General features: G+C 73.3%; 16 protein-coding genes. 6 read left to right on the top strand and 10 right to left on the bottom strand.

Going from position 1 to position 17,488, the window contains the following annotated elements; all coding sequences use genetic code 11:
• Positions 1-59: 59 nt before the first annotated feature.
• From ACIQFX_RS04790 to afsQ1, 3 genes are read right to left on the bottom strand one after another with little or no spacing between them, the layout of a single operon-like run.
• Positions 60-707, bottom strand: a complete 648-nt coding sequence (locus ACIQFX_RS04790; RefSeq protein ID WP_402458961.1) for a hypothetical protein — start codon at positions 705-707, stop codon at positions 60-62.
• A complete protein-coding gene (locus ACIQFX_RS04785) occupies positions 704-2,236 on the bottom strand; it encodes an ATP-binding protein (protein ID WP_402458959.1) in 1,533 nt (510 codons plus the stop codon). The genes ACIQFX_RS04790 and ACIQFX_RS04785 overlap by 4 nt, the downstream gene beginning before the upstream one ends.
• Positions 2,233-2,910, bottom strand: coding sequence for a two-component system response regulator AfsQ1 (gene afsQ1, locus ACIQFX_RS04780; RefSeq protein ID WP_017239746.1), 678 nt, complete (start codon positions 2,908-2,910; stop codon positions 2,233-2,235). Before afsQ1 ends, ACIQFX_RS04785 begins: the two co-directional genes overlap by 4 nt.
• Positions 2,911-3,079: 169 nt before the next feature.
• On the opposite strand from afsQ1, the gene ACIQFX_RS04775 reads away from it, so the two are divergent.
• Complete coding sequence (locus tag ACIQFX_RS04775; RefSeq protein ID WP_402458958.1) at positions 3,080-3,802, top strand: SigE family RNA polymerase sigma factor; 723 nt, start codon at positions 3,080-3,082, stop codon at positions 3,800-3,802.
• Positions 3,803-4,568: 766 nt separating this feature from the next.
• Here the strand turns inward: ACIQFX_RS04775 and ACIQFX_RS04770 are convergent.
• Complete coding sequence (locus ACIQFX_RS04770) at positions 4,569-5,264, bottom strand: uridine kinase (protein WP_402458956.1); 696 nt, start codon at positions 5,262-5,264, stop codon at positions 4,569-4,571.
• 52 nt (positions 5,265-5,316) lie between these two features.
• Here ACIQFX_RS04770 and ACIQFX_RS04765 point away from each other — a divergent pair, with 52 nt between their 5' ends.
• Positions 5,317-5,715: a hypothetical protein gene (locus ACIQFX_RS04765; RefSeq protein WP_402459570.1), complete on the top strand. Its 399-nt coding sequence runs from the start codon at positions 5,317-5,319 to the stop codon at positions 5,713-5,715.
• Here the strand turns inward: ACIQFX_RS04765 and ACIQFX_RS04760 are convergent.
• Complete coding sequence (locus ACIQFX_RS04760) at positions 5,648-7,297, bottom strand: MDR family MFS transporter (protein WP_402458955.1); 1,650 nt, start codon at positions 7,295-7,297, stop codon at positions 5,648-5,650. The two genes, ACIQFX_RS04765 and ACIQFX_RS04760, sit on opposite strands and share 68 nt — an antisense overlap.
• Before the next feature lie 2 nt (positions 7,298-7,299).
• Positions 7,300-7,890 carry an NADPH-dependent FMN reductase gene (locus ACIQFX_RS04755; RefSeq protein WP_402458953.1) on the bottom strand — a complete coding sequence of 197 codons (591 nt, stop codon included), beginning with the start codon at positions 7,888-7,890 and terminating at the stop codon, positions 7,300-7,302.
• A 114-nt stretch (positions 7,891-8,004) separates the two neighbouring features.
• On the opposite strand from ACIQFX_RS04755, the gene ACIQFX_RS04750 reads away from it, so the two are divergent.
• Entirely contained in the window at positions 8,005-8,739 is a 735-nt protein-coding gene (locus tag ACIQFX_RS04750) for a TetR/AcrR family transcriptional regulator (RefSeq protein WP_402458951.1), read from the top strand.
• A 94-nt stretch (positions 8,740-8,833) separates the two neighbouring features.
• On the opposite strand, the gene ACIQFX_RS04745 is transcribed toward ACIQFX_RS04750, so the two are convergent.
• Genes ACIQFX_RS04745 through deoC form a run of 3 tightly spaced genes read right to left on the bottom strand, consistent with a single transcriptional unit; the run spans position 8,834 to position 12,121 of the window.
• Complete coding sequence (locus tag ACIQFX_RS04745; RefSeq protein ID WP_402458950.1) at positions 8,834-9,727, bottom strand: aldehyde dehydrogenase family protein; 894 nt, start codon at positions 9,725-9,727, stop codon at positions 8,834-8,836.
• Positions 9,720-11,156 (bottom strand): aldehyde dehydrogenase family protein, encoded by a 1,437-nt coding sequence (locus ACIQFX_RS04740; protein WP_402458948.1) that lies wholly within the window; start codon positions 11,154-11,156, stop codon positions 9,720-9,722. The genes ACIQFX_RS04745 and ACIQFX_RS04740 overlap by 8 nt, the downstream gene beginning before the upstream one ends.
• A 5-nt stretch (positions 11,157-11,161) precedes the next feature.
• Positions 11,162-12,121: a deoxyribose-phosphate aldolase gene (deoC, locus tag ACIQFX_RS04735; RefSeq protein WP_189513677.1), complete on the bottom strand. Its 960-nt coding sequence runs from the start codon at positions 12,119-12,121 to the stop codon at positions 11,162-11,164.
• Between the two features lie 272 nt (positions 12,122-12,393).
• Here deoC and ACIQFX_RS04730 point away from each other — a divergent pair, with 272 nt between their 5' ends.
• The 3 genes from ACIQFX_RS04730 (at position 12,394) to ACIQFX_RS04720 (ending at position 15,686) form a co-directional block, all read left to right on the top strand.
• Positions 12,394-14,046 (top strand): hypothetical protein, encoded by a 1,653-nt coding sequence (locus ACIQFX_RS04730; RefSeq protein WP_402458947.1) that lies wholly within the window; start codon positions 12,394-12,396, stop codon positions 14,044-14,046.
• A 277-nt stretch (positions 14,047-14,323) separates the two neighbouring features.
• The gene (locus tag ACIQFX_RS04725; RefSeq protein ID WP_402458945.1) at positions 14,324-14,965 is read left to right on the top strand and encodes a class F sortase; all 642 of its coding nucleotides are present in this window, start codon (positions 14,324-14,326) and stop codon (positions 14,963-14,965) included.
• 34 nt (positions 14,966-14,999) lie between these two features.
• Positions 15,000-15,686: a PH domain-containing protein gene (locus tag ACIQFX_RS04720; protein ID WP_402458944.1), complete on the top strand. Its 687-nt coding sequence runs from the start codon at positions 15,000-15,002 to the stop codon at positions 15,684-15,686.
• Positions 15,687-15,777: 91 nt separating this feature from the next.
• On the opposite strand, the gene ACIQFX_RS04715 is transcribed toward ACIQFX_RS04720, so the two are convergent.
• Positions 15,778-17,430, bottom strand: a complete 1,653-nt coding sequence (locus ACIQFX_RS04715) for a phospho-sugar mutase (RefSeq protein WP_402458942.1) — start codon at positions 17,428-17,430, stop codon at positions 15,778-15,780.
• Between the last annotated feature and the right edge of the window lie 58 nt (positions 17,431-17,488).

Genomic DNA, 17,488 nt, shown 5'->3' with positions numbered 1-17,488 from the left:
CCCCGTCCGCGAGGTCCGTCCGGGACCGTCTCAAGACGCGGGGTCCCCGCGCGACCGCCTCAGGGGGCCGGGGTCGCCGAGGCGGTCGCCGGGGGGCGTACCGCGGCGGTCGGCGGGGCGGATTCCGGGCGTTCGCGGAGTTCGGTCGTGCAGCGGTAGCGCTTCGGCGGGTAGGAGCCGGGGCCGCCGAGCAGGACGGTGCGCTCGCCGGCGCCGGCGGAGCTCTCCGCGAAGGTGCAGACGATCTGCGACAGGGCGGTCGGCGCGAGGTCCTCCGGCTGCCGGCTCAGCCGCAGCGTCCCGGCCGGGTCGCCCGCGTGGCCGCCGGTGACCAGCAGGGGACTTCGTACCGCCGTCGTGAAACCGGCCTGCCGCTCGCTGTCCGACGGCTCGTCGAGCAGCTGCGCGAGCAGTCCCGCCGCCGTACGGACCGGATCGCCGCCCGCCTTCTCCTCCGGCAGCGGCGACCGCCGGTCGACCGGCTCCAGCTGCGAGCCGCACACCAGGTGGACCCGGACGGGCATGCCCTGCGCGGTCGTCGCCGACGCGCTTTCGTCGGCCAGGCTGCAGGGGACGCGGGACGGGGCCGCGCCCGCGTCCACGGGGACGGACGTGGTCCTGATCCCGCAGCCCGTGACCAGTACCGTCAGCGCGGCCGCGAGCAGGGCGCCCGCTCCCGTCGTACGCCCGAAGGTGCGGCGCCTCACTCTTCCTCCACCTCGCCCTGGCTGCTGCGGGTCTGCACCTCGCGCGTGATCCCCGAGGCGTCCAGCGGAAGGCGCAGCACGAACACCGCGCCGTCCACCGCACCGTCCTCGCCGACCGAGTTGGAGGCCGTGATCGACCCGCCGTGGATCAGGGCGTTCTCCATGGCGATCGACAGGCCGAGACCGCTGCCCTCGGACCGCGGCCGGGACGCGCTCGCCTTGTAGAAGCGGTCGAAGACGTGCGGCAGCACCTCCTCGGGAATGCCGGGGCCGTGGTCGCGCACCGCGATGACCAGCTCCTCGTCCTCCGTGCGCACGGACACCCGGACCGGCGAACCGCCGTGCTTCAGCGCGTTGCCGATCAGGTTCGCCAGGATCACGTCGAGGCGGCGCGGGTCGAGCGGCGCCACGATGCCGCGCTCGGCGTCCAGGTCGACCGCGTCCAACCAGGCCCGCGCGTCGATGCACGCGGTGATCTGGTCGGCGATGTCCACCTCGTCGAGGACGAGCCGGGCGGTGCCCGCGTCGAAGCGGGTCACCTCCATCAGGTTCTCCACCAGGTCGTTCAGCCGCCGGGTCTCGCTGACCACCAGCGCCACCGCGGGGGCGATCATCGGGTCGAGCGTGTCCTGCTCGTCCTCCAGGACCTCGGTGACGGCGGTCAGCGCGGTCAGCGGGGTGCGCAGCTCGTGCGACATGTCGGCGACGAACCGGCGGCTCGACTCCTCCCGCGCGCTCATGTCCGCGACCTTCTTCTGCAGGGACTCGGCCGCGCTGTTGAACGTACGGGAGAGATCTGCCAGTTCGTCCGCGCCGCTCACCCGCAGCCGGGTGTCGAGCTTCCCCTCGCCGAGCTGCCGGGCCGCCTCGCCGAGCCGGTGCACCGGGCGCAGCACGGTCGTCGCCGCGACCTGCGCCAGCAGCACCGAGCCGACGACCGCGAGCGCGGTCGCGATCCCCAGCGACCAGGCCAGCGAGTTCAGGTCGGCCTTCTCCGCGGCCAGCGACTTGAACATGTAGCCCGCGGGCCCGCCGCCGTCGATCCGCGTCCCGCCGACCAGGTACGGCGTCCCGTTCCGCTCCGTACGCTGCCAGAACAGGTGGTACTTGTACGCGTTGGCGTCCGTCACCGGCCGCTCCGTGTCCACCGCCTCCCGCAGCGAGAGCGGCACGTCCGCGAGCGTGAAGTCGTCCGGGTCGGACGCGCCGACGATCGGCTTGCCCGCGTCCCGCTCCCCGAGCAGCAGCACCTGGTAGTCGGCGGCACCGCCGCTCGCCATCTGCTCGGCGGTCCGCCGCAGGTCGTCCTGGGTGGGCCGGAGCGGCAGCGTGGCCGCCCGGTTCTGCATCTCCTGCCGGAAGTCGTTGAGCGCCCCGTCCTGCGTACGCGTCAGCACCGCTTCGCGGTTGAGCCAGTACGCGATGCCGGAGGCGGCGACGGCCGCGGTGAGCGCGACCAGGGCGAAGACGACGACGAGCCGCAGCCGCAGGCTGGACAGCCTCGGCCGCGCGAGGATCCCGTTGCTCACGCAGGAACGTCCAGCCGGTAACCGACGCCCCGCACCGTACGGATGAGCGTCGGCGAGGACGGCACGTCCTCCACCTTGGCGCGCAGCCGCTGCACACAGGCGTCGACGAGCCGCGAGTCGCCCAGGTAGTCGTGCTCCCACACCAGCCGCAGCAACTGCTGCCGGGACAAAGCCTGCCCGGGGCGCCGGCTCAGCTCCAGGAGCAGCCGCAGCTCGGTCGGCGTCAGCTGGAGGTCCTCGCCGTTCTTGGTGACCGTCATCGCGGACCGGTCGATGACCAGGGACCCGTAGGTCGCCGAGTCCGTCGACTCCCGCTCGCCGCGCCGCAGTACGGCCCGGATGCGCGCGTCGAGGACCCTGCCCTGCACCGGCTTCACGACGTAGTCGTCGGCGCCCGACTCCAGGCCCACCACCACGTCGATGTCGTCGCTGCGCGCGGTCAGCAGGATGATCGGCAACTGGTCGGTCCGGCGGATCCGCCGGCAGACCTCGAAGCCGTCGATTCCGGGCAGCATGACGTCCAGCACGACCAGGTCCGGCCGCTGCTCGCGCAGCAGCTGCAGGCCGTCCTCACCCGTCGCGGCGGTGGCCACCCGGTGACCCTGCCGCGACAGGGAGAGCTCGAGGGCCGTGCGGATGGCGTCGTCGTCCTCGATCAGCAACAGAAAAGGCACGCCGTCATTCTGTCGCATTGGGCCGTCCGAGTACGACCGCTCGCCGACTCGCTCCCGTCCCGTCTCCTGTGACACGCCTGTGACAGTCGGCGGACAACGCCATGAAGTCCCAGGGGCAAGCTTCTTGGCACACGGACCGAAACACACTCCAACCGACGGGGGGCGCAAGATGAACGCACTGCACGGCACCACCTCAAGCGCAGTTGTCACGCGTCTCCACGACGTCGTGCGGAGCACCGAGAAGTCCGGCGTGGTGAACGGGCGGGGGTGCGTTCGCAGCGTCGGGCGTCAGCGCAAGGCGCCGTACATGGTCGCCGTCGCTGACGGGGGAGCGGCGTACGGGGAGGTCACGGGGGAACGCACGAACTGCTCGGAAGCCGAGTTCACGGCTTACGTGCAGGAGCGTCGTGCCTCCCTGTACGCCACCGCCTACCACCTCACCGGTGACCGGTTCGAGGCCGAGGACCTGCTCCAGAGCGCGCTGTTCTCCACCTACCGCGCCTGGGACCGCATCAGCGACAAGGCCGCCGTCGGCGGATACCTCCGCCGCACCATGACCAACCTGCACATCAGCGCCTGGCGCCGCCGCAAGCTCAACGAGTACCCGACCGAGGAACTCCCCGAGACGGTCGGCGAGACCGACGCCATGCGCGGCACCGAACTCCGCGCCGTCCTCTGGCAGGCCCTCGCCCGGCTGCCCGAGCTCCAGCGCACCATGCTCGTCCTGCGCTACTACGAGGGCCGCACCGATCCCGAGATCGCCGACATCCTCGACATCAGCGTCGGCACCGTCAAGTCCAGCATCTGGCGCTCCCTCCGCCGCCTCCGCGAGGACGAGGTCCTCAGCTTCGGCCGCGACGAGGAGGAGTCCTTCGGCGAGCTCGTGGCCTGAGGAAGGGGGAACGGGGGGAACGGGGGAAGACCCGCGGGGCCACGGGGGAACGAGGCCGTCGCGGGCCCGTACGGGGGTACGGGGTACGGGGTACGGGGGAAACACGACACGGGTCGTACAAGCCGGGGGGCTTGTACGACCCGTGTCGTGTTTCCCCACCCACTTCCTGCACCACCCCTGGAGCCCCCGACGCGCGCCCCCTGCGGTACGCCTTCGCCCCCTGACGCGGCCCGCGCCCGTCGCGGTCCCTCATTCCGCTGCGGAGGGCCCACCCTGCCGGGCCTGGCCCACCCCGTTGCAGCCCAACGGACGCGCACGCCGGTCGGCCGGTCCGGTCCACCTCGTTGCGGGCATTCGTTCCGCCGGGGCGGCGCCCACCCCGTTGTGGGCAATCGTCCGCCAGGGGGACCCCCAGGCCCCAGCGGGACGATTGCCCACACGGGGGTGGGCCGACGGCCGGCGCACGGGTGCCACCTGCATGGCGGGTGGCGGAGGCGGTAGCCCGACGCGCGGGCCCACGCAACGGCGGACGACGGTGGCGGGCGCGGCCCACCCGGCGGTGGGCGACGGCTCCGGCGGCCCGCACCCCGCACAAGGCCCGGCACGGGCGTGCCCGGCCGACGAGGGGCCGCTGGGTGCGGGACCCGGGGGCCCGGTCGCGCGCGGAGGGGCCGGGACCCCGGGAAGGCCGGTCGCGCGGGAGGCCCCGGGGCTTGGGGGCCAGTCGAGTGGTGCGGGTCCGGCCCGGGGTGGGAGGTCGCCGGGGTCAGGTGGGGGTGGGGGTGCGGTGGCGGCCGGCTGCGGCTGCGGCGAGGCGGCCGAGGGCCTCGGGCTTGGCGCAGGGATGGGCGCCGAGCGCGGCCTGCCGGGCGACGATGGCGCGCTCGGTGCGCATGAGGCGCCAGCCGCGCCGGATGAGGAACGGCACGGACTTGCGCCCCTCGCGGAGGTCGCGGGCGAGGCGGCGGCGGAAGGTCGTCGAGGGCCGGCCGCGCAGGCAGATCGCGTCGGCGAGGACGTCGAGTTCGCGGCAGCGGGCGACGATCTCGGCCGCGAAGATGCCCTCGGCCACGAAGAGCGGGGTCCGCGCGATGTCGAGCCGCTCGCGGTCGACGCGGGAGCTGGTGGCGATGTCGTACACGGGGACGTCGGTCCGTCCGGTGCGGCACAGTTCGACGATGGCGGCGACGGCCGTGTCCGCGTCCCAGGACAGCGGGGAGTCCCAGTCGATGTCCGTGCTGCCGTCGACGAGCGGGAGCGTCGGGTCGTCGGCTTCCTTGTAGAAGTCGTCGAGGCGCAGGACCGGGAGGCCGGTGACGGCGGCGAGGGACGACTTGCCGGAGCCGGAGGGGCCCGTGAGCAGGACGACACGGGTCGGGATCGGTTGGGAACTCACGGGACACCAGTGTGAAGCATTCCCCCGTGCAGGGGACCCCCGAGGAAGGCCGTTGGTATCGAGCATCACACCTCGACTACTGTCGGTGGCCGCCCGGTCACCCCTTGGAAGGATCATGATGGCGCGTCACGCACAACCCCGGACCCCTCGTCGCAGCGCCCTGCTGAAGGTCGGTCTCACCGTCACGGCGGCGGGTGCCGCGCTGGTCGGCGGGGGCGCCGCGGCCCAGGCGGCGGCCCCGGTGCCGCTGCCCGTCGACTCGCTGGCGAGGACGGACGCGGCGGCGGCCGGGTCGGGCGCGCTGAGCGGGGTCGCCCACGGGCTGGGGCCGCTGACCCGGCTCCAGCTCGACCCGCTGGCCAACACGGGGGTGGATCCGCTCGACAACGGGCTCGGCACCCAGGTCGCCGACTTCAAGCCGATCGGTACGAACCTGGTCACCGACCACGTCACGAAGGGCGGGGCCGTGGCCGACCTGCCGGTGGCCGGTCCGCTGACGCAGGGGCTGCTTCCGTAGCGGCGTTCCGTGCCGTGGAGGGCTCTCGTCCCGGTTCCGTGGCGGGGTCCCGCACCGGCCCCGTGGTCGAGCCCGGCCCCCCGGCGGTTTCCGGTTCCGTGGCCGCGCCCGGGTCCCCAGGGGTTTCCGGGGCGGTCGGCGCCGGTCGCAGGGGGGTTTCGCGTAGGAGCCAGGCCGCGGTGAAGGAGAGGGCGGCGAGGGCGGCGGTGCCGAGGAGGACGCCGTGGAGGCCGTTCGTGACCGCGGTGCGGAGGGCTTCGCGGGCCGGCTCCGGGAGGTGGGCGGCCTGGGTCGGGGTGAGGCGGGTGTCGGTGCCGGTGAGGTGGGAGGAGAAGACCGCGCCGAGGGCGGCGACGCCGAGGGAGCCGCCGAGGGTGCGGAGGAGCGTGACGGTGCCGCTCGCCGCGCCCATGTCGCGGGGTTCGGCGCCGTACAGCGTGATGAGCACGGTGGATTGCATGATCAGGCCCATGCCGGCGCCGAGGACCACGGGGAGCGCGGAGGCGACGGCGACGGGGGTGTCCGTGTCGAGGAGGAGCAGGAGGAGTGCTCCCGTGGTCATGAGCGCGCCGCCGAGGACGGGGTGGAGCCGGTAGCGGCCGGTGCGGGCGATGAGGCGGCCCGAGGCGAGTTGGGCGCCGACCATGCCGAGCATGAGGGGCAGGAGGAGCAGGCCGCCGGCGGTGGAGGAGCTGCCGCGGGCGAACTGGAGGTACTGCGGCAGGTAGCTCATCGCGGCGAGCATGCCGGCGCCGACGAGGAGGCTCAGGAGTTGGGCGAGGGCGAAGTTCCGGTTGCGGAAGAGGCGGGGCGGGACGACGGGTTCCTCGGCGCGGTGCTCGACCCGGACGAGCCAGGTGAGGGAGGCGGCGGCGAGGGCGCCGAGGGCGAGGATCCGCGGTGAGGTCCAGGAGTGTCCGGTGCCGGCCCAGGTCGCGAGCAGGGTGAGGGCGAGGACGCCGGTGGTGAGGAGCAGGGCTCCGAGCCAGTCGACGCGGGCCCGGACGCGCGGGGTCCTGACGTGGAGGGCGAGCGCGACGATCAGCAGGGCGGCGAGGCCGAGGGGGACGTTGACGTAGAAGGCCCAGCGCCAGGACAGGTGGTCGGTGAGGGCGCCGCCGACGAGGGGGCCGCCGGCGAAGGCGACGGGCATCATGGCGCCGGTGACGGCCTGGACCCGGGGGCCGTCCTCGGGGGGGACGAGGGTGCCGATGAGGGCGAAGGCGCCGACCATCAGGCCGCCCGCGCCGACGCCCTGGAGGGCGCGGAAGGCGATGAGCTGGTCCATGGTCTGGGCGAGTCCGGAGAGGACCGAGCCGGCGAGGAAGACGGCGACGGCCGCGAGGTAGCTCCCCTTGCGTCCGCGGAGGTCGCCGATCTTGCCCCAGAGGGGGGTGCTGACGGCGGCGGTGAGGAGGTAGCCGGTGATGACCCACGACAGGCGGTCGAGGCCGCCGAGTTCGCCGACGACGGTGGGGAGCGCGGTGCCGACGACGGTGCCGTCGAGGGCGCCGAGGACGATGCCGAGCATGAGTCCGGTGATCCCCAGGTAGGGGATGCGGGTGCGCGGGGTGTCGGTCACGGTCAGGCTCCGTAGGGGGTCTTGGCGCGGCCTTCGCGCAGGACCTGGGCCCACCAGGCGAGTTGGTCGAGCATCGACGCGGCGGCGGTGTCGGCGGCCGGGTCGACGGCCCGGCCCCGGGCGTCGAACTGCCCCCAGACACCCTGGAGTCCGACGGCCTCGCGGATGGTGACGGCGTGCAGTTCGGCGAAGACGGCCCGCAGGTGTTCGACGGCGCGCAGGCCCGCGGAGAACCCGCCGTAGGCGACGAGGGCGACGGGCTTGGCGTGCCATTCGCGGTTGTGCCAGTCGATCGCGTTCTTCAGGGACGCGGGGTAGCTGTGGTTGTACTCGGGCGTGACGACGACGAAGGCGTCGGCGGCGGCGAGGCGCGGGGAGACGGCGGCGAGCAGGTCCCGGTCCTCCTCGCGGGCCGGGGCCTGGCCGAGCTGCGGGAAGACGGTGGGCAGCGGGGTCTCGGCGAGGTCGATCAGGTCGGTGCTCATGTCGGGGCGGGCGGCGGCGCGGGCGTCGATCCAGCGGGCGACGGTGGGGCCGAAGCGGCCGTCGCGGGTCGAGCCCTGGATGACGGCGATGCGGAGCGGAGTGCTCATGGTTCCCCCTGGGAGCAGCGATGTGTACGGCGTACACAGGAGGGTGTACAACGTACACGTCGGTGTGTACGGCGTCCACAAGGCATACGCTGTACGCGACACGAGGAGGCCGGAGTGGCGAAGAAGGACGAGACGGACGCCGTCTCGCTGTGGGAGCGGCTGGAACGGCCCGCGACGGCACCCAGGGCGTCGCTCACCCCCGGCAGGATCGCCGACGCGGCGATCGCGATCGCGGACCGCGACGGCTTCGCCGCCGTCACCATGCGCAAGGTCGCCGCCGAACTGGGCGTCGCCCCCATGGCCGCGTACCGGCACGTCGACGGCAAGGACGAGCTGTGGGCGCTCATGATCGACCGGGTCTCCGGCGAGCTGGAGCCCCCCGGCGAGCCCTCCGGCTGGCGCGAGACGCTCCGCGCCCACGCCCTGCGGACCCGCGAGACGATGCTGCGCCACCCGTGGCTCGCCCACATGCCGGCGCCGCTCTTCGGGCTCACCCCGAACCGGATGGCGGCGGCCGAGCGCCAACTCGCCTCGCTCGACGGCCTCGGGCTCGACGTCGACACGATGATGGCGGCCTTCCGCGCCGTCAACGCCTACGTCCACGGCGCCACGCAGTCGGAGGCCGCGCTGCGCCGGTACATGGCGGACCAGGGCTGGGAGAGCGGCGACGAGACCCGCCGCGGCCTCGCCCCGCAGATGTCCTACCTCATGGAGACCGGGCGCTACCCGACGTACCGGCGCTACACCCTGGGGGCCGCGCGCAAGGACGACGCGGCCTGGCAGTTCGAGACCGGCCTCGACTGCGTGCTCGACGGGGTGGCCGGGCTGGTGGAGCGCGGGCGGGCATGAGAACGGCCCCCGGGTGCGCACACCCGGGGGCCGCCGTCGCGTGCCTCCGCGTACGCGTCGACGCGTACGGGTCGACGCCTACGAGGAGCCGCCGCTAGTACGAGGAGCCGCTCGCGCCCAGGCTGCCCGTGGGGTGCCAGACGGTCTTGGTCTCCAGGAAGGCGGTCATGCGGTCCGTGCCGGGGGACTCGGCGAAGTCCTCGGTACGGGGGCGCAGGACGCGCTTCAGGTTGTCGGCCGCGGCGATCTCCAGGTCCCGGGCCAGGTCGGCGCCGGCGCCCGTCAGGTCGATCGCGTTGACGTCCTGGTGGGCCGCGAGGTGCGGGCCCATCTCGGCGGCCTTGCCGGACAGGATGTTGACGACACCGCCCGGGAGGTCGGAGGTGGCGAGCACCTCGCCCAGGGAGAGGGCGGGGAGCGGCGACTTCTCCGAGGCGATCACGACGGCCGTGTTGCCCGTCGCGATCACCGGGGCGATCACCGAGACCAGGCCCAGGAAGGACGAGTCCTGCGGGGCCACGACCGTGACGACACCGGTCGGCTCGGGCGAGGAGAGGTTGAAGTACGGGCCGGCGACCGGGTTGGCGCCGCCGACGATCTGGGCGATCTTGTCCGTCCAGCCCGCGTACCAGACCCAGCGGTCGATCGCCGCGTCGACGACCGCGGCCGCCTTCGACTTCGACAGGCCCTCCGCGTCCGCGACCTCGCGGACGAACTGCTCCCGGCGGCCCTCCAGCATCTCGGCGACGCGGTAGAGGACCTGGCCGCGGTTGTACGCGGTCGCGCCCGCCCAGCCACCGAAGGCCTTGCGGGCGGCGACGACCGCGTCACGCGCGTCCTTGCGGGACGACAGCGGTACGTTCGCCAGCCACTTGCCCTTGGAGTCGGTCACCTCGTACACCCGGCCGCTCTCGGAGCGGGGGAACTTGCCCCCGACGTACAGCTTGTAGGTCTTGAAGACGCTCAGCCGCGTCGCCGACTCAGACATCGAGGTAGGCCTCCAGACCGTGACGGCCGCCCTCGCGGCCGAAGCCCGACTCCTTGTAGCCGCCGAAGGGCGAGGTCGGGTCGAACTTGTTGAACGTGTTGGCCCAGACGACACCCGCGCGGAGCTTGGACGCGACCGCCAGGATGCGGGAGCCCTTCTCCGTCCAGATGCCGGCGGACAGGCCGTACTGGCTGTTGTTGGCCTTCGCGACGGCCTCGTCCGGCGTACGGAAGGACAGCACCGACAGGACCGGGCCGAAGATCTCGTCGCGGGCGATGCGGTGCGCCTGCGTGACGCCCGTGAAGAGCGTCGGGGCGAACCAGTAGCCGGCCGACGGGATCTCGCAGGAGGCGCTCCAGCGCTCGGCGCCCTCCGCCTCGCCCTGCTCCACCAGCGAGGTGATGCGGGCCAGCTGCTCCGAGGAGTTGATGGCGCCGATGTCGGTGTTCTTGTCGAGCGGGTCGCCCAGGCGCAGGGTGTTCAGGCGGCGCTTGAGCGAGTCGAGCAGCTCGTCCTGGATCGACTCCTGGACGAGGAGGCGCGAGCCCGCGCAGCAGACCTGGCCCTGGTTGAAGAAGATGCCGTTGACGATGCCCTCGACGGCCTGGTCGATCGGGGCGTCGTCGAAGACGATGTTGGCGCCCTTGCCGCCCAGCTCCAGCGTCACCTTCTTGTCGGTGCCGGCGATCGAGCGCGCGATGGCCTTGCCGACGGCGGTCGAACCGGTGAAGGCGACCTTGTTCACGTCCGGGTGCTCGACCAGCGCGGCGCCCGTCTCCCCGTAACCGGGAAGGATGTTGACGACGCCCTTCGGCAGCCCGGCCTGGCGGCAGATGTCCGCGAAGAACAGGGCGGAGAGCGGGGTCGTCTCGGCCGGCTTCAGGACGACCGTGTTGCCGGTCGCGAGCGCCGGGGCGATCTTCCACGCCAGCATCAGCAGCGGGAAGTTCCACGGGATGACCTGGCCGGCCACGCCCAGCGGGCGCGGGTTCGCGCCGTAGCCGGCGTGGTCGAGCTTGTCGGCCCAGCCCGCGTAGTAGAAGAAGTGCGCGGCGACCAGGGGGAGGTCCGCGTCGCGGGTCTCCTTGATCGGCTTGCCGTTGTCCAGGGTCTCCAGGACGGCCAGCTCGCGGCTGCGCTCCTGGATGATCCGGGCGATCCTGAAGAGGTACTTGGCGCGCTCGGAGCCGGGCAGCGCCGACCACTTCTCGAAGGCCTTGCGGGCCGCCTTCACCGCGCGGTCGACGTCCTCGGCGCCCGCCTGGGCGATCTCGGACAGGACCTCCTCGGAGGAGGGGGAGACGGTCTTGAAGACCTTGCCGTCGGCCGCGTCGACGAACTCGCCGTCGATGAACAGGCCGTACGAGGGGGCGATGTCGACGACGGACCGGGACTCGGGCGCCGGTGCGTACTCGAATGCAGATGCCATGTTGATCAGTCCACCGTCACGTAATCGGGGCCGGAGTAGCGGCCGGTCGCCAGCTTCTGGCGCTGCATCAGCAGGTCGTTGAGCAGGCTGGAAGCGCCGAAGCGGAACCAGTGGTTGTCCAGCCAGTCCTCACCGACGGTCTCGTTGACGAGGACGAGGAACTTGATCGCTTCCTTGGTGTTGCGGATGCCGCCGGCCGGCTTCACGCCGATCTGCACGCCGGTCTGGGCGCGGAAGTCGCGCACGGCCTCCAGCATGAGGAGCGTGTTGGCGGGGGTGGCGTTGACCGCGACCTTGCCGGTCGAGGTCTTGATGAAGTCCGCGCCGGCCATCATGCCGAGCCAGGAGGCGCGGCGGATGTTGTCGTACGTGGACAGCTCGCCGGTCTCGAAGATCACCTTGAGCCGGGCGCGGTCGCCGCACTCCGCCTTGATCGCGGCGATCTGCTCGTAGACCTTCAGGTAGTGGCCGGCGAGGAAGGCACCACGGTCGATGACCATGTCGATCTCGTCGGCGCCGGCGGCGATGGCGTCGGCCGTGTCCGCGAGCTTCACGGGGAGCGCGGCGCGCCCGGCCGGGAACGCGGTGGCGACCGAGGCGACCTTGACGCCGGAGCCCGCGACGGCGGCCTTGGCGGTGGCCACCATGTCGGGGTAGACGCAGACGGCGGCGGTCGTCGGGGTCGTGCGGTCGGTCGGATCGGGGTTGACGGCCTTGGCGGCGAGCGCCCGGACCTTGCCCGGGGTGTCCGCGCCTTCGAGCGTCGTCAGGTCGATCATGGAAATGGCCAGGTCGATGGCGTACGCCTTGGCCGTGGTCTTGATCGAGCGGGTGCCGAGGGACGCGGCGCGTGCCTCCAGGCCGACGGCGTCGACGCCGGGCAGCCCGTGGAGGAAGCGGCGCAGCGCACCGTCGGACGCGGTCACGTCGGCGAATGCGGATGCTGCGGATGCAGTGGTGGGCATGGTCACCAGTCGAGCATATCTACGCGCGTAGCGACCTGTACAGAGGGGCCGCTCCGAGGAGCGCGAGGTCACACGGGGTCCCACGGCGTGGTGGTTCATGTCCCACGGCGCGGTGACTCCTGTCACAGGGCCGTGACACGGAGCGGACGGCTCCCCCATACGAGATCAATAGATTCTTATCAGCAGCCAGCCAGACCTCACCGGAAACAGTCGGACCGAGAAAAAGCGGCATGCGACTCACCTGACCACCTACCTGAATCACAGGAGTCGTTATGCGCACCGCCCTTCGCACCGCCATCGCCACCGCCCTCGTCGCGGGCGTCGCGATCACGCCGGCCCTCACCGCGGGCGCCGCCTTCGCCACCGACGGCCCGTCGGCCGCGAAGCCGGCCTCGGCCCCGACCGCTTCCGCCCCGGCTGCCTCCACCACGACGCCCGCCCGCACCGGCGCCGGCTGGATCGAGAACTGGAAGGCCAAGCCGGGCGAGACCTTCGTCCGCGACCAGGTCCTGGTCACCGGCTCCGTCGCCAAGATCGTCAAGGTCGGCCCGCAGCACCACCGCGCCTACCTGTACAAGCAGGGCCAGATCGTCGGCACCCTCGACGCGAACGGCAGCGCCGTCGCCGGCCAGGACAACGGCGAGTTCCTCGTCCTCCACGCGGACGGCACCACCCACAACTGGATCGGCAACAGCGTCACCGGCAAGCCCGGCCTCTACCGCCTCGCCGACGGCACCGTCCTGGAGCTCGCGAGGAAGGACGGCCGCTACGGCCTCCAGCTGGTCGAGAACGGCAAGGGCCGCGGCTTCCACTACCTGTCCGGCAGCCGTTCCGCCCTCACCCTCGGCAAGGCCGTCGTCGTCCTGGAGCAGGGCGGCTCGTTCGCCGCCCACCTCCCCGGCTCGGCCAGGCAGGGAGCCCCGCAGCCCGTCGAGGCCGCCGGCTACGTCCGCACCGAGAAGCTCCCGAACGGCGCCCAGGCCAAGATCTTCAAGGTCGGCGACTCCCACCACCGCGCCGAGCTCTACAAGGAGGGCCAGCGCGTCGGCACGGTCGACGCCGACCACCGCTCGGAGGCCGGCAACGACAACGGCACCTTCTTCGTCCTCCACGCGGACGGCACCACCAAGAGCTGGTTCGGCAACTACCTCCCGGGCGCCAAGCCCGGCGTGTACAAGCTCGTCGACGGCACCACGCTGGAGATCACCAAGAAGGACGGCCGCTACGGCATCCAGCAGCTGCGCTGGGGCACCCACGGCACCGGCTTCACCTACCTGACCGGCCCCCGCGGCGTCTTCGGCTTCAACAACGCCACCGTCGTCCTGGAATACGACGGCGGGTTCGCCGCCTACGTCCACGGCTCGGCCACGCAGGCCGCCCCCAAGCCGGTCACCAAGGACGACGCCTGCACCGTCGTCACCACCGTCGACGTCGGCGCGGGCACCGGGGCCGAGCTCACCATGAGCCCGAACGGCCCGACCGCCACGTTCCACGACGCCGGCGACAACAAGCAGGTCCTCGGCAAGCTCGATCGCAACCACCCCTCGCTGCCGAAGAACGCCGGCGTCATCGCCCGGATCGACAACCCGTTCAGCGCCACGCCGACGCTCTACACCAAGTTCGAGGGCGGCTCCGCCAAGGGCGGCACGCACGCCTTCCCGAAGCTGCCCAAGGGCTGCACGCTCAACCCGGTCAAGGGCACCACCTCGAACGGCGCAACGGGCACCACCGGCAACACCGGCGTCACCGCCAACAACGCCGGCCAGACCACCGTCATCCCGCGGGGCGGCGTCGCCGCCGGCGCCGAGCTCGGCACCCAGGACGACTCCACCGCGCTCGCCGCCGCCGGTGCGGGCGCCGCCTCCCTCGCCGCCGCGGGCCTCGGCTTCGTCGTCCTCCGCCGCCGCGCCGCCTCCCGCGGCTGACCCACCGCGCCGCGCCCCGGCGGGGCCCGACACCCCGCCGGACCGCCCGGCCCACCCGTCGCGCTCCACGGGGCCCGACGCCCCGCCGGACCGTGCCGGCCCACCCCGCAACGACCCGGCAGCAGGCCCGACAGCCCCCGCCGGATCACCCCGGCCCCGCCCGTGGCGAGGCCGCCGTCCACCGCTCCTCGACCCTGACCCGAGCCAGGAGCACCCACCCCCGACCGGCCGCCGCGCCCCACGCGGCGGCCGGTCGCACCGCGTCCGGAGCCGTCCTGTGAGCCGCCGCCCCGCCCGTACCCGTACCGCCTCCGTCGTCCTCGTCGCCGCGCTCGCCGCCCTCGTCGGCTGCTCGGCCGGGGGCGGGGCCGGCGCGACGCCGCCCGCGCACGTCGTCGAGGCCAGTGCGCCCGCGCCGACCGCGAGCGCCGCGCCCGCCGGCCCGCTGGGCCGCTCGCTGCCCGTCCGGGTACGGGTGCCCGCCGCCGGGGTCGACACCGGGAGCGACGGGTCCGTCCTCGGCCTGGGCCTGAACGCGGACGGCACCGTCGAGGTGCCGTCGGAGGCCGAGGCGGACCGCATCGGCTGGTACGAGAAGGGCGTGACGCCGGGCGAGACCGGCCCCGCCGTGCTCGTCGGCCACTTCGACACGGCCCGCGGGCCCGCCGTCCTCAAGGACGTCTCGCGGGTCCGGGTCGGCGACGAGATCACCGTGACCCGCGCCGACGGGAAGACGGCGGTGTTCCGGGTCACGGAACTGGAGCAGGTCGACAAGGACGCCTTCCCGACCGCCAAGGTCTACGGGAACACCACGCGCCCCGAGCTGCGGCTCGTCACCTGCGGCGGGGAGCTGGTCGACGGCCACCGCCCCGACAACATCATTCTGTACGCGGAGCTGGTGGCCACGCGGGCCGCCTGAGCCTCCGCCGGCCCGCTGAGGCACAATCGGCGGCATGACGACCCCCGAGCCGACCCCCGAGCCGAGTCACGAGCCCAGCCGCGAGTCGACCCCCGCACAGCCGGCCGCCGGACAGCCGGCCGCCGACCGTGTCTTCCGTTCGCCCCTCGGGATCGCGAGCGGGGTGTTCCTGCTGCTCCTCGCGGGCATGTTCGGCATCGACGCGGCGATCCGCGGCGAGGGGAACACCCCGTGGGTCGCGCTCGCGGCCGTCCTCCTCGTCGCCCCGCTGATCGTCGCCTTCACCATCAGGCCGGCGGTGTACGCCAACGAGGACCGGCTCCGGATCCGCAACCCGTTCCGGTCGATCGTCCTGCCCTGGGCCTCCGTCGCCGACGTCCGCGCCGGCTACTCCAGCGAGGTCTTCACCCAGGACGGCGCCAAGTACCAGCTGTGGGCCATCCCCGTCTCGCTGCGCCAGCGGAAGCGGGCCGCCCGCCGCGCCGCCCGCGCCTCCCAGGACGACCCGCACGGCCGCACCTCCGTCACCGCCGACGTGAACGACGCCGCCTCGCGGATCGCCCCCGGCGACAAGACCGTCTCCGAGCTGCGGGAACTCGCCGAGACCCGCGCCGCGAGCCCGGGCTCGCAGGGCGAACCGCAGGTGCGCTGGGCGTACGAGATCCTCGGCCCCGCCGCCGCCGGGCTGCTGCTCCTCGTGATCCTGCTCGCGATCGGCTGACCGGAAGCACCGGAAGCACCGGAAGCACCGGAAACACAGGAGGGCCGGTACGGAATCGCTTCCGTACCGGCCCTCCGCCGTGCGGTCCGTCCTACAGCCCCGCGGCGGCGGACAGGTCCCGCTTGATCGCCGAGAGCACCCGGTCGCCGGTGGCGCGGGCGGTCGCCAGCTCGCTGCCGTCGCCGACGGGGACGACGACCTCCAGGTAGCACTTCAGCTTGGGCTCGGTGCCGCTCGGGCGGACGATGACCCGGGCCCGGTAGTCGCCCTCCAGGTGGTAGCGCAGGCCGTCCGTCGGGGGCAGCGACTCCGTGCCCTTCGTCAGGTCCTCGGCCGAGACGACCGTGAGCCCGGCGAGCGAGACCGGCGGCCGCTCGCGCAGCGCGGCCATGGCGTTCGCGATGACGCCCAGGTCCTCGACCCGCACCGACAGCTGGTCCGTGGCGTGCAGCCCGTGCGCGACCGCCAGGTCGTCGAGGAGGTCGGTGAGCGTCCGGTCCTGCTCCTTGAGCACAGAGGCGAGCTCGGTGACGAGCAGCGCGGCCGTGATGCCGTCCTTGTCGCGGACGCCCTCGGGGTCGACGCAGTAGCCGAGCGCCTCCTCGTAGCCGTACCGCAGTCCCTCGACGCGGGCGATCCACTTGAAGCCGGTCAGCGTCTCCTCGTAGCCGACGCCCGCGGCCTGCGCGATCCGGCCGAGCAGCGACGACGACACGATCGACTCGGCGAACACACCGGTGGCGCCCTTGTGCACCAGGTGCGCGGCGAGCAGCGCGCCCACCTCGTCGCCGCGCAGCATCCGCCAGCCGCCCTCGACGGACGCGTCCGGCACGGCGACCGCGCAGCGGTCCGCGTCCGGGTCGTTGGCGATGACGATGTCGGGGTCCACGGCCCGGGCCGCCTCGAAGGCGAGGTCCATGGCACCCGGCTCCTCCGGGTTCGGGAAGGCGACCGTCGGGAACGCCGGGTCGGGATCGGCCTGCGCTGCGACGAGCGCGGGCGGCGGGAAGCCGGCGCGGCCGAAGGCGGCCGTCAGGACGTCCTTGCCGACGCCGTGCATGGCCGTGTAGACGGTCCGGGCGGTCCGGGGGGAGCCGGCGGTCAGCACGGCGTCCGTGCGCTCCAGGTAGGCGTCCAGGACCTCGTCGCCGAGGGTCTCCCAGCCGGACTCGGGGCGGGGCACGTCCGCGAGGGAGCGCACCGCGGCGATCTCGGCGGCGATCTCCGCGTCGGCGGGCGGCACGATCTGCGAGCCGTCGCCCAGGTAGACCTTGTAGCCGTTGTCCCGCGGCGGGTTGTGGCTCGCCGTCACCTCCACGCCCGCGACGGCACCCAGGTGCCTTATGGCGTACGCCAGGACGGGCGTCGGCAGCGGCCGCGGGAGGACCGCCGCGCGCAGCCCCGCGCCGATCATCACGGCGGCGGTGTCACGGGCGAAGTCGGCCGACTTGTAGCGGGCGTCGTAGCCGATGACCACGAGGCCGCCCCGCTCGCCCTTGGCGTTCAGGTACGCGGCGAGGCCCGCCGCGGCGCGGATGACGACGGAGCGGTTCATCCGCATCGGCCCGGCGCCGAGCTCGCCGCGGAGTCCGGCCGTGCCGAACTGCAGCGTTCCGGCGAAGCGGTCGGCGAGCTCGTCGGTGGCGTTGCGGTCGAGGAGTGCGGCGAGTTCCTCGCGGGTCTCCTGGTCGGGGTCCTCGGCGAGCCACGCCTGGGCCCGGGCGAGGAGGTCGTCCTGCGTCACGGTGTGCCTTTCGGGAGGTGCGGGCGGTGGAGCGGTGGGTCGGTGCGGGCCGGTGGGG

This window comes from Streptomyces sp. NPDC093089 (assembly GCF_044754405.1).
In the GTDB taxonomy this organism is placed as follows: Bacteria; Actinomycetota; Actinomycetes; order Streptomycetales; family Streptomycetaceae; genus Streptomyces.
This window is presented reverse-complemented; position numbering and strand designations above follow the sequence as displayed.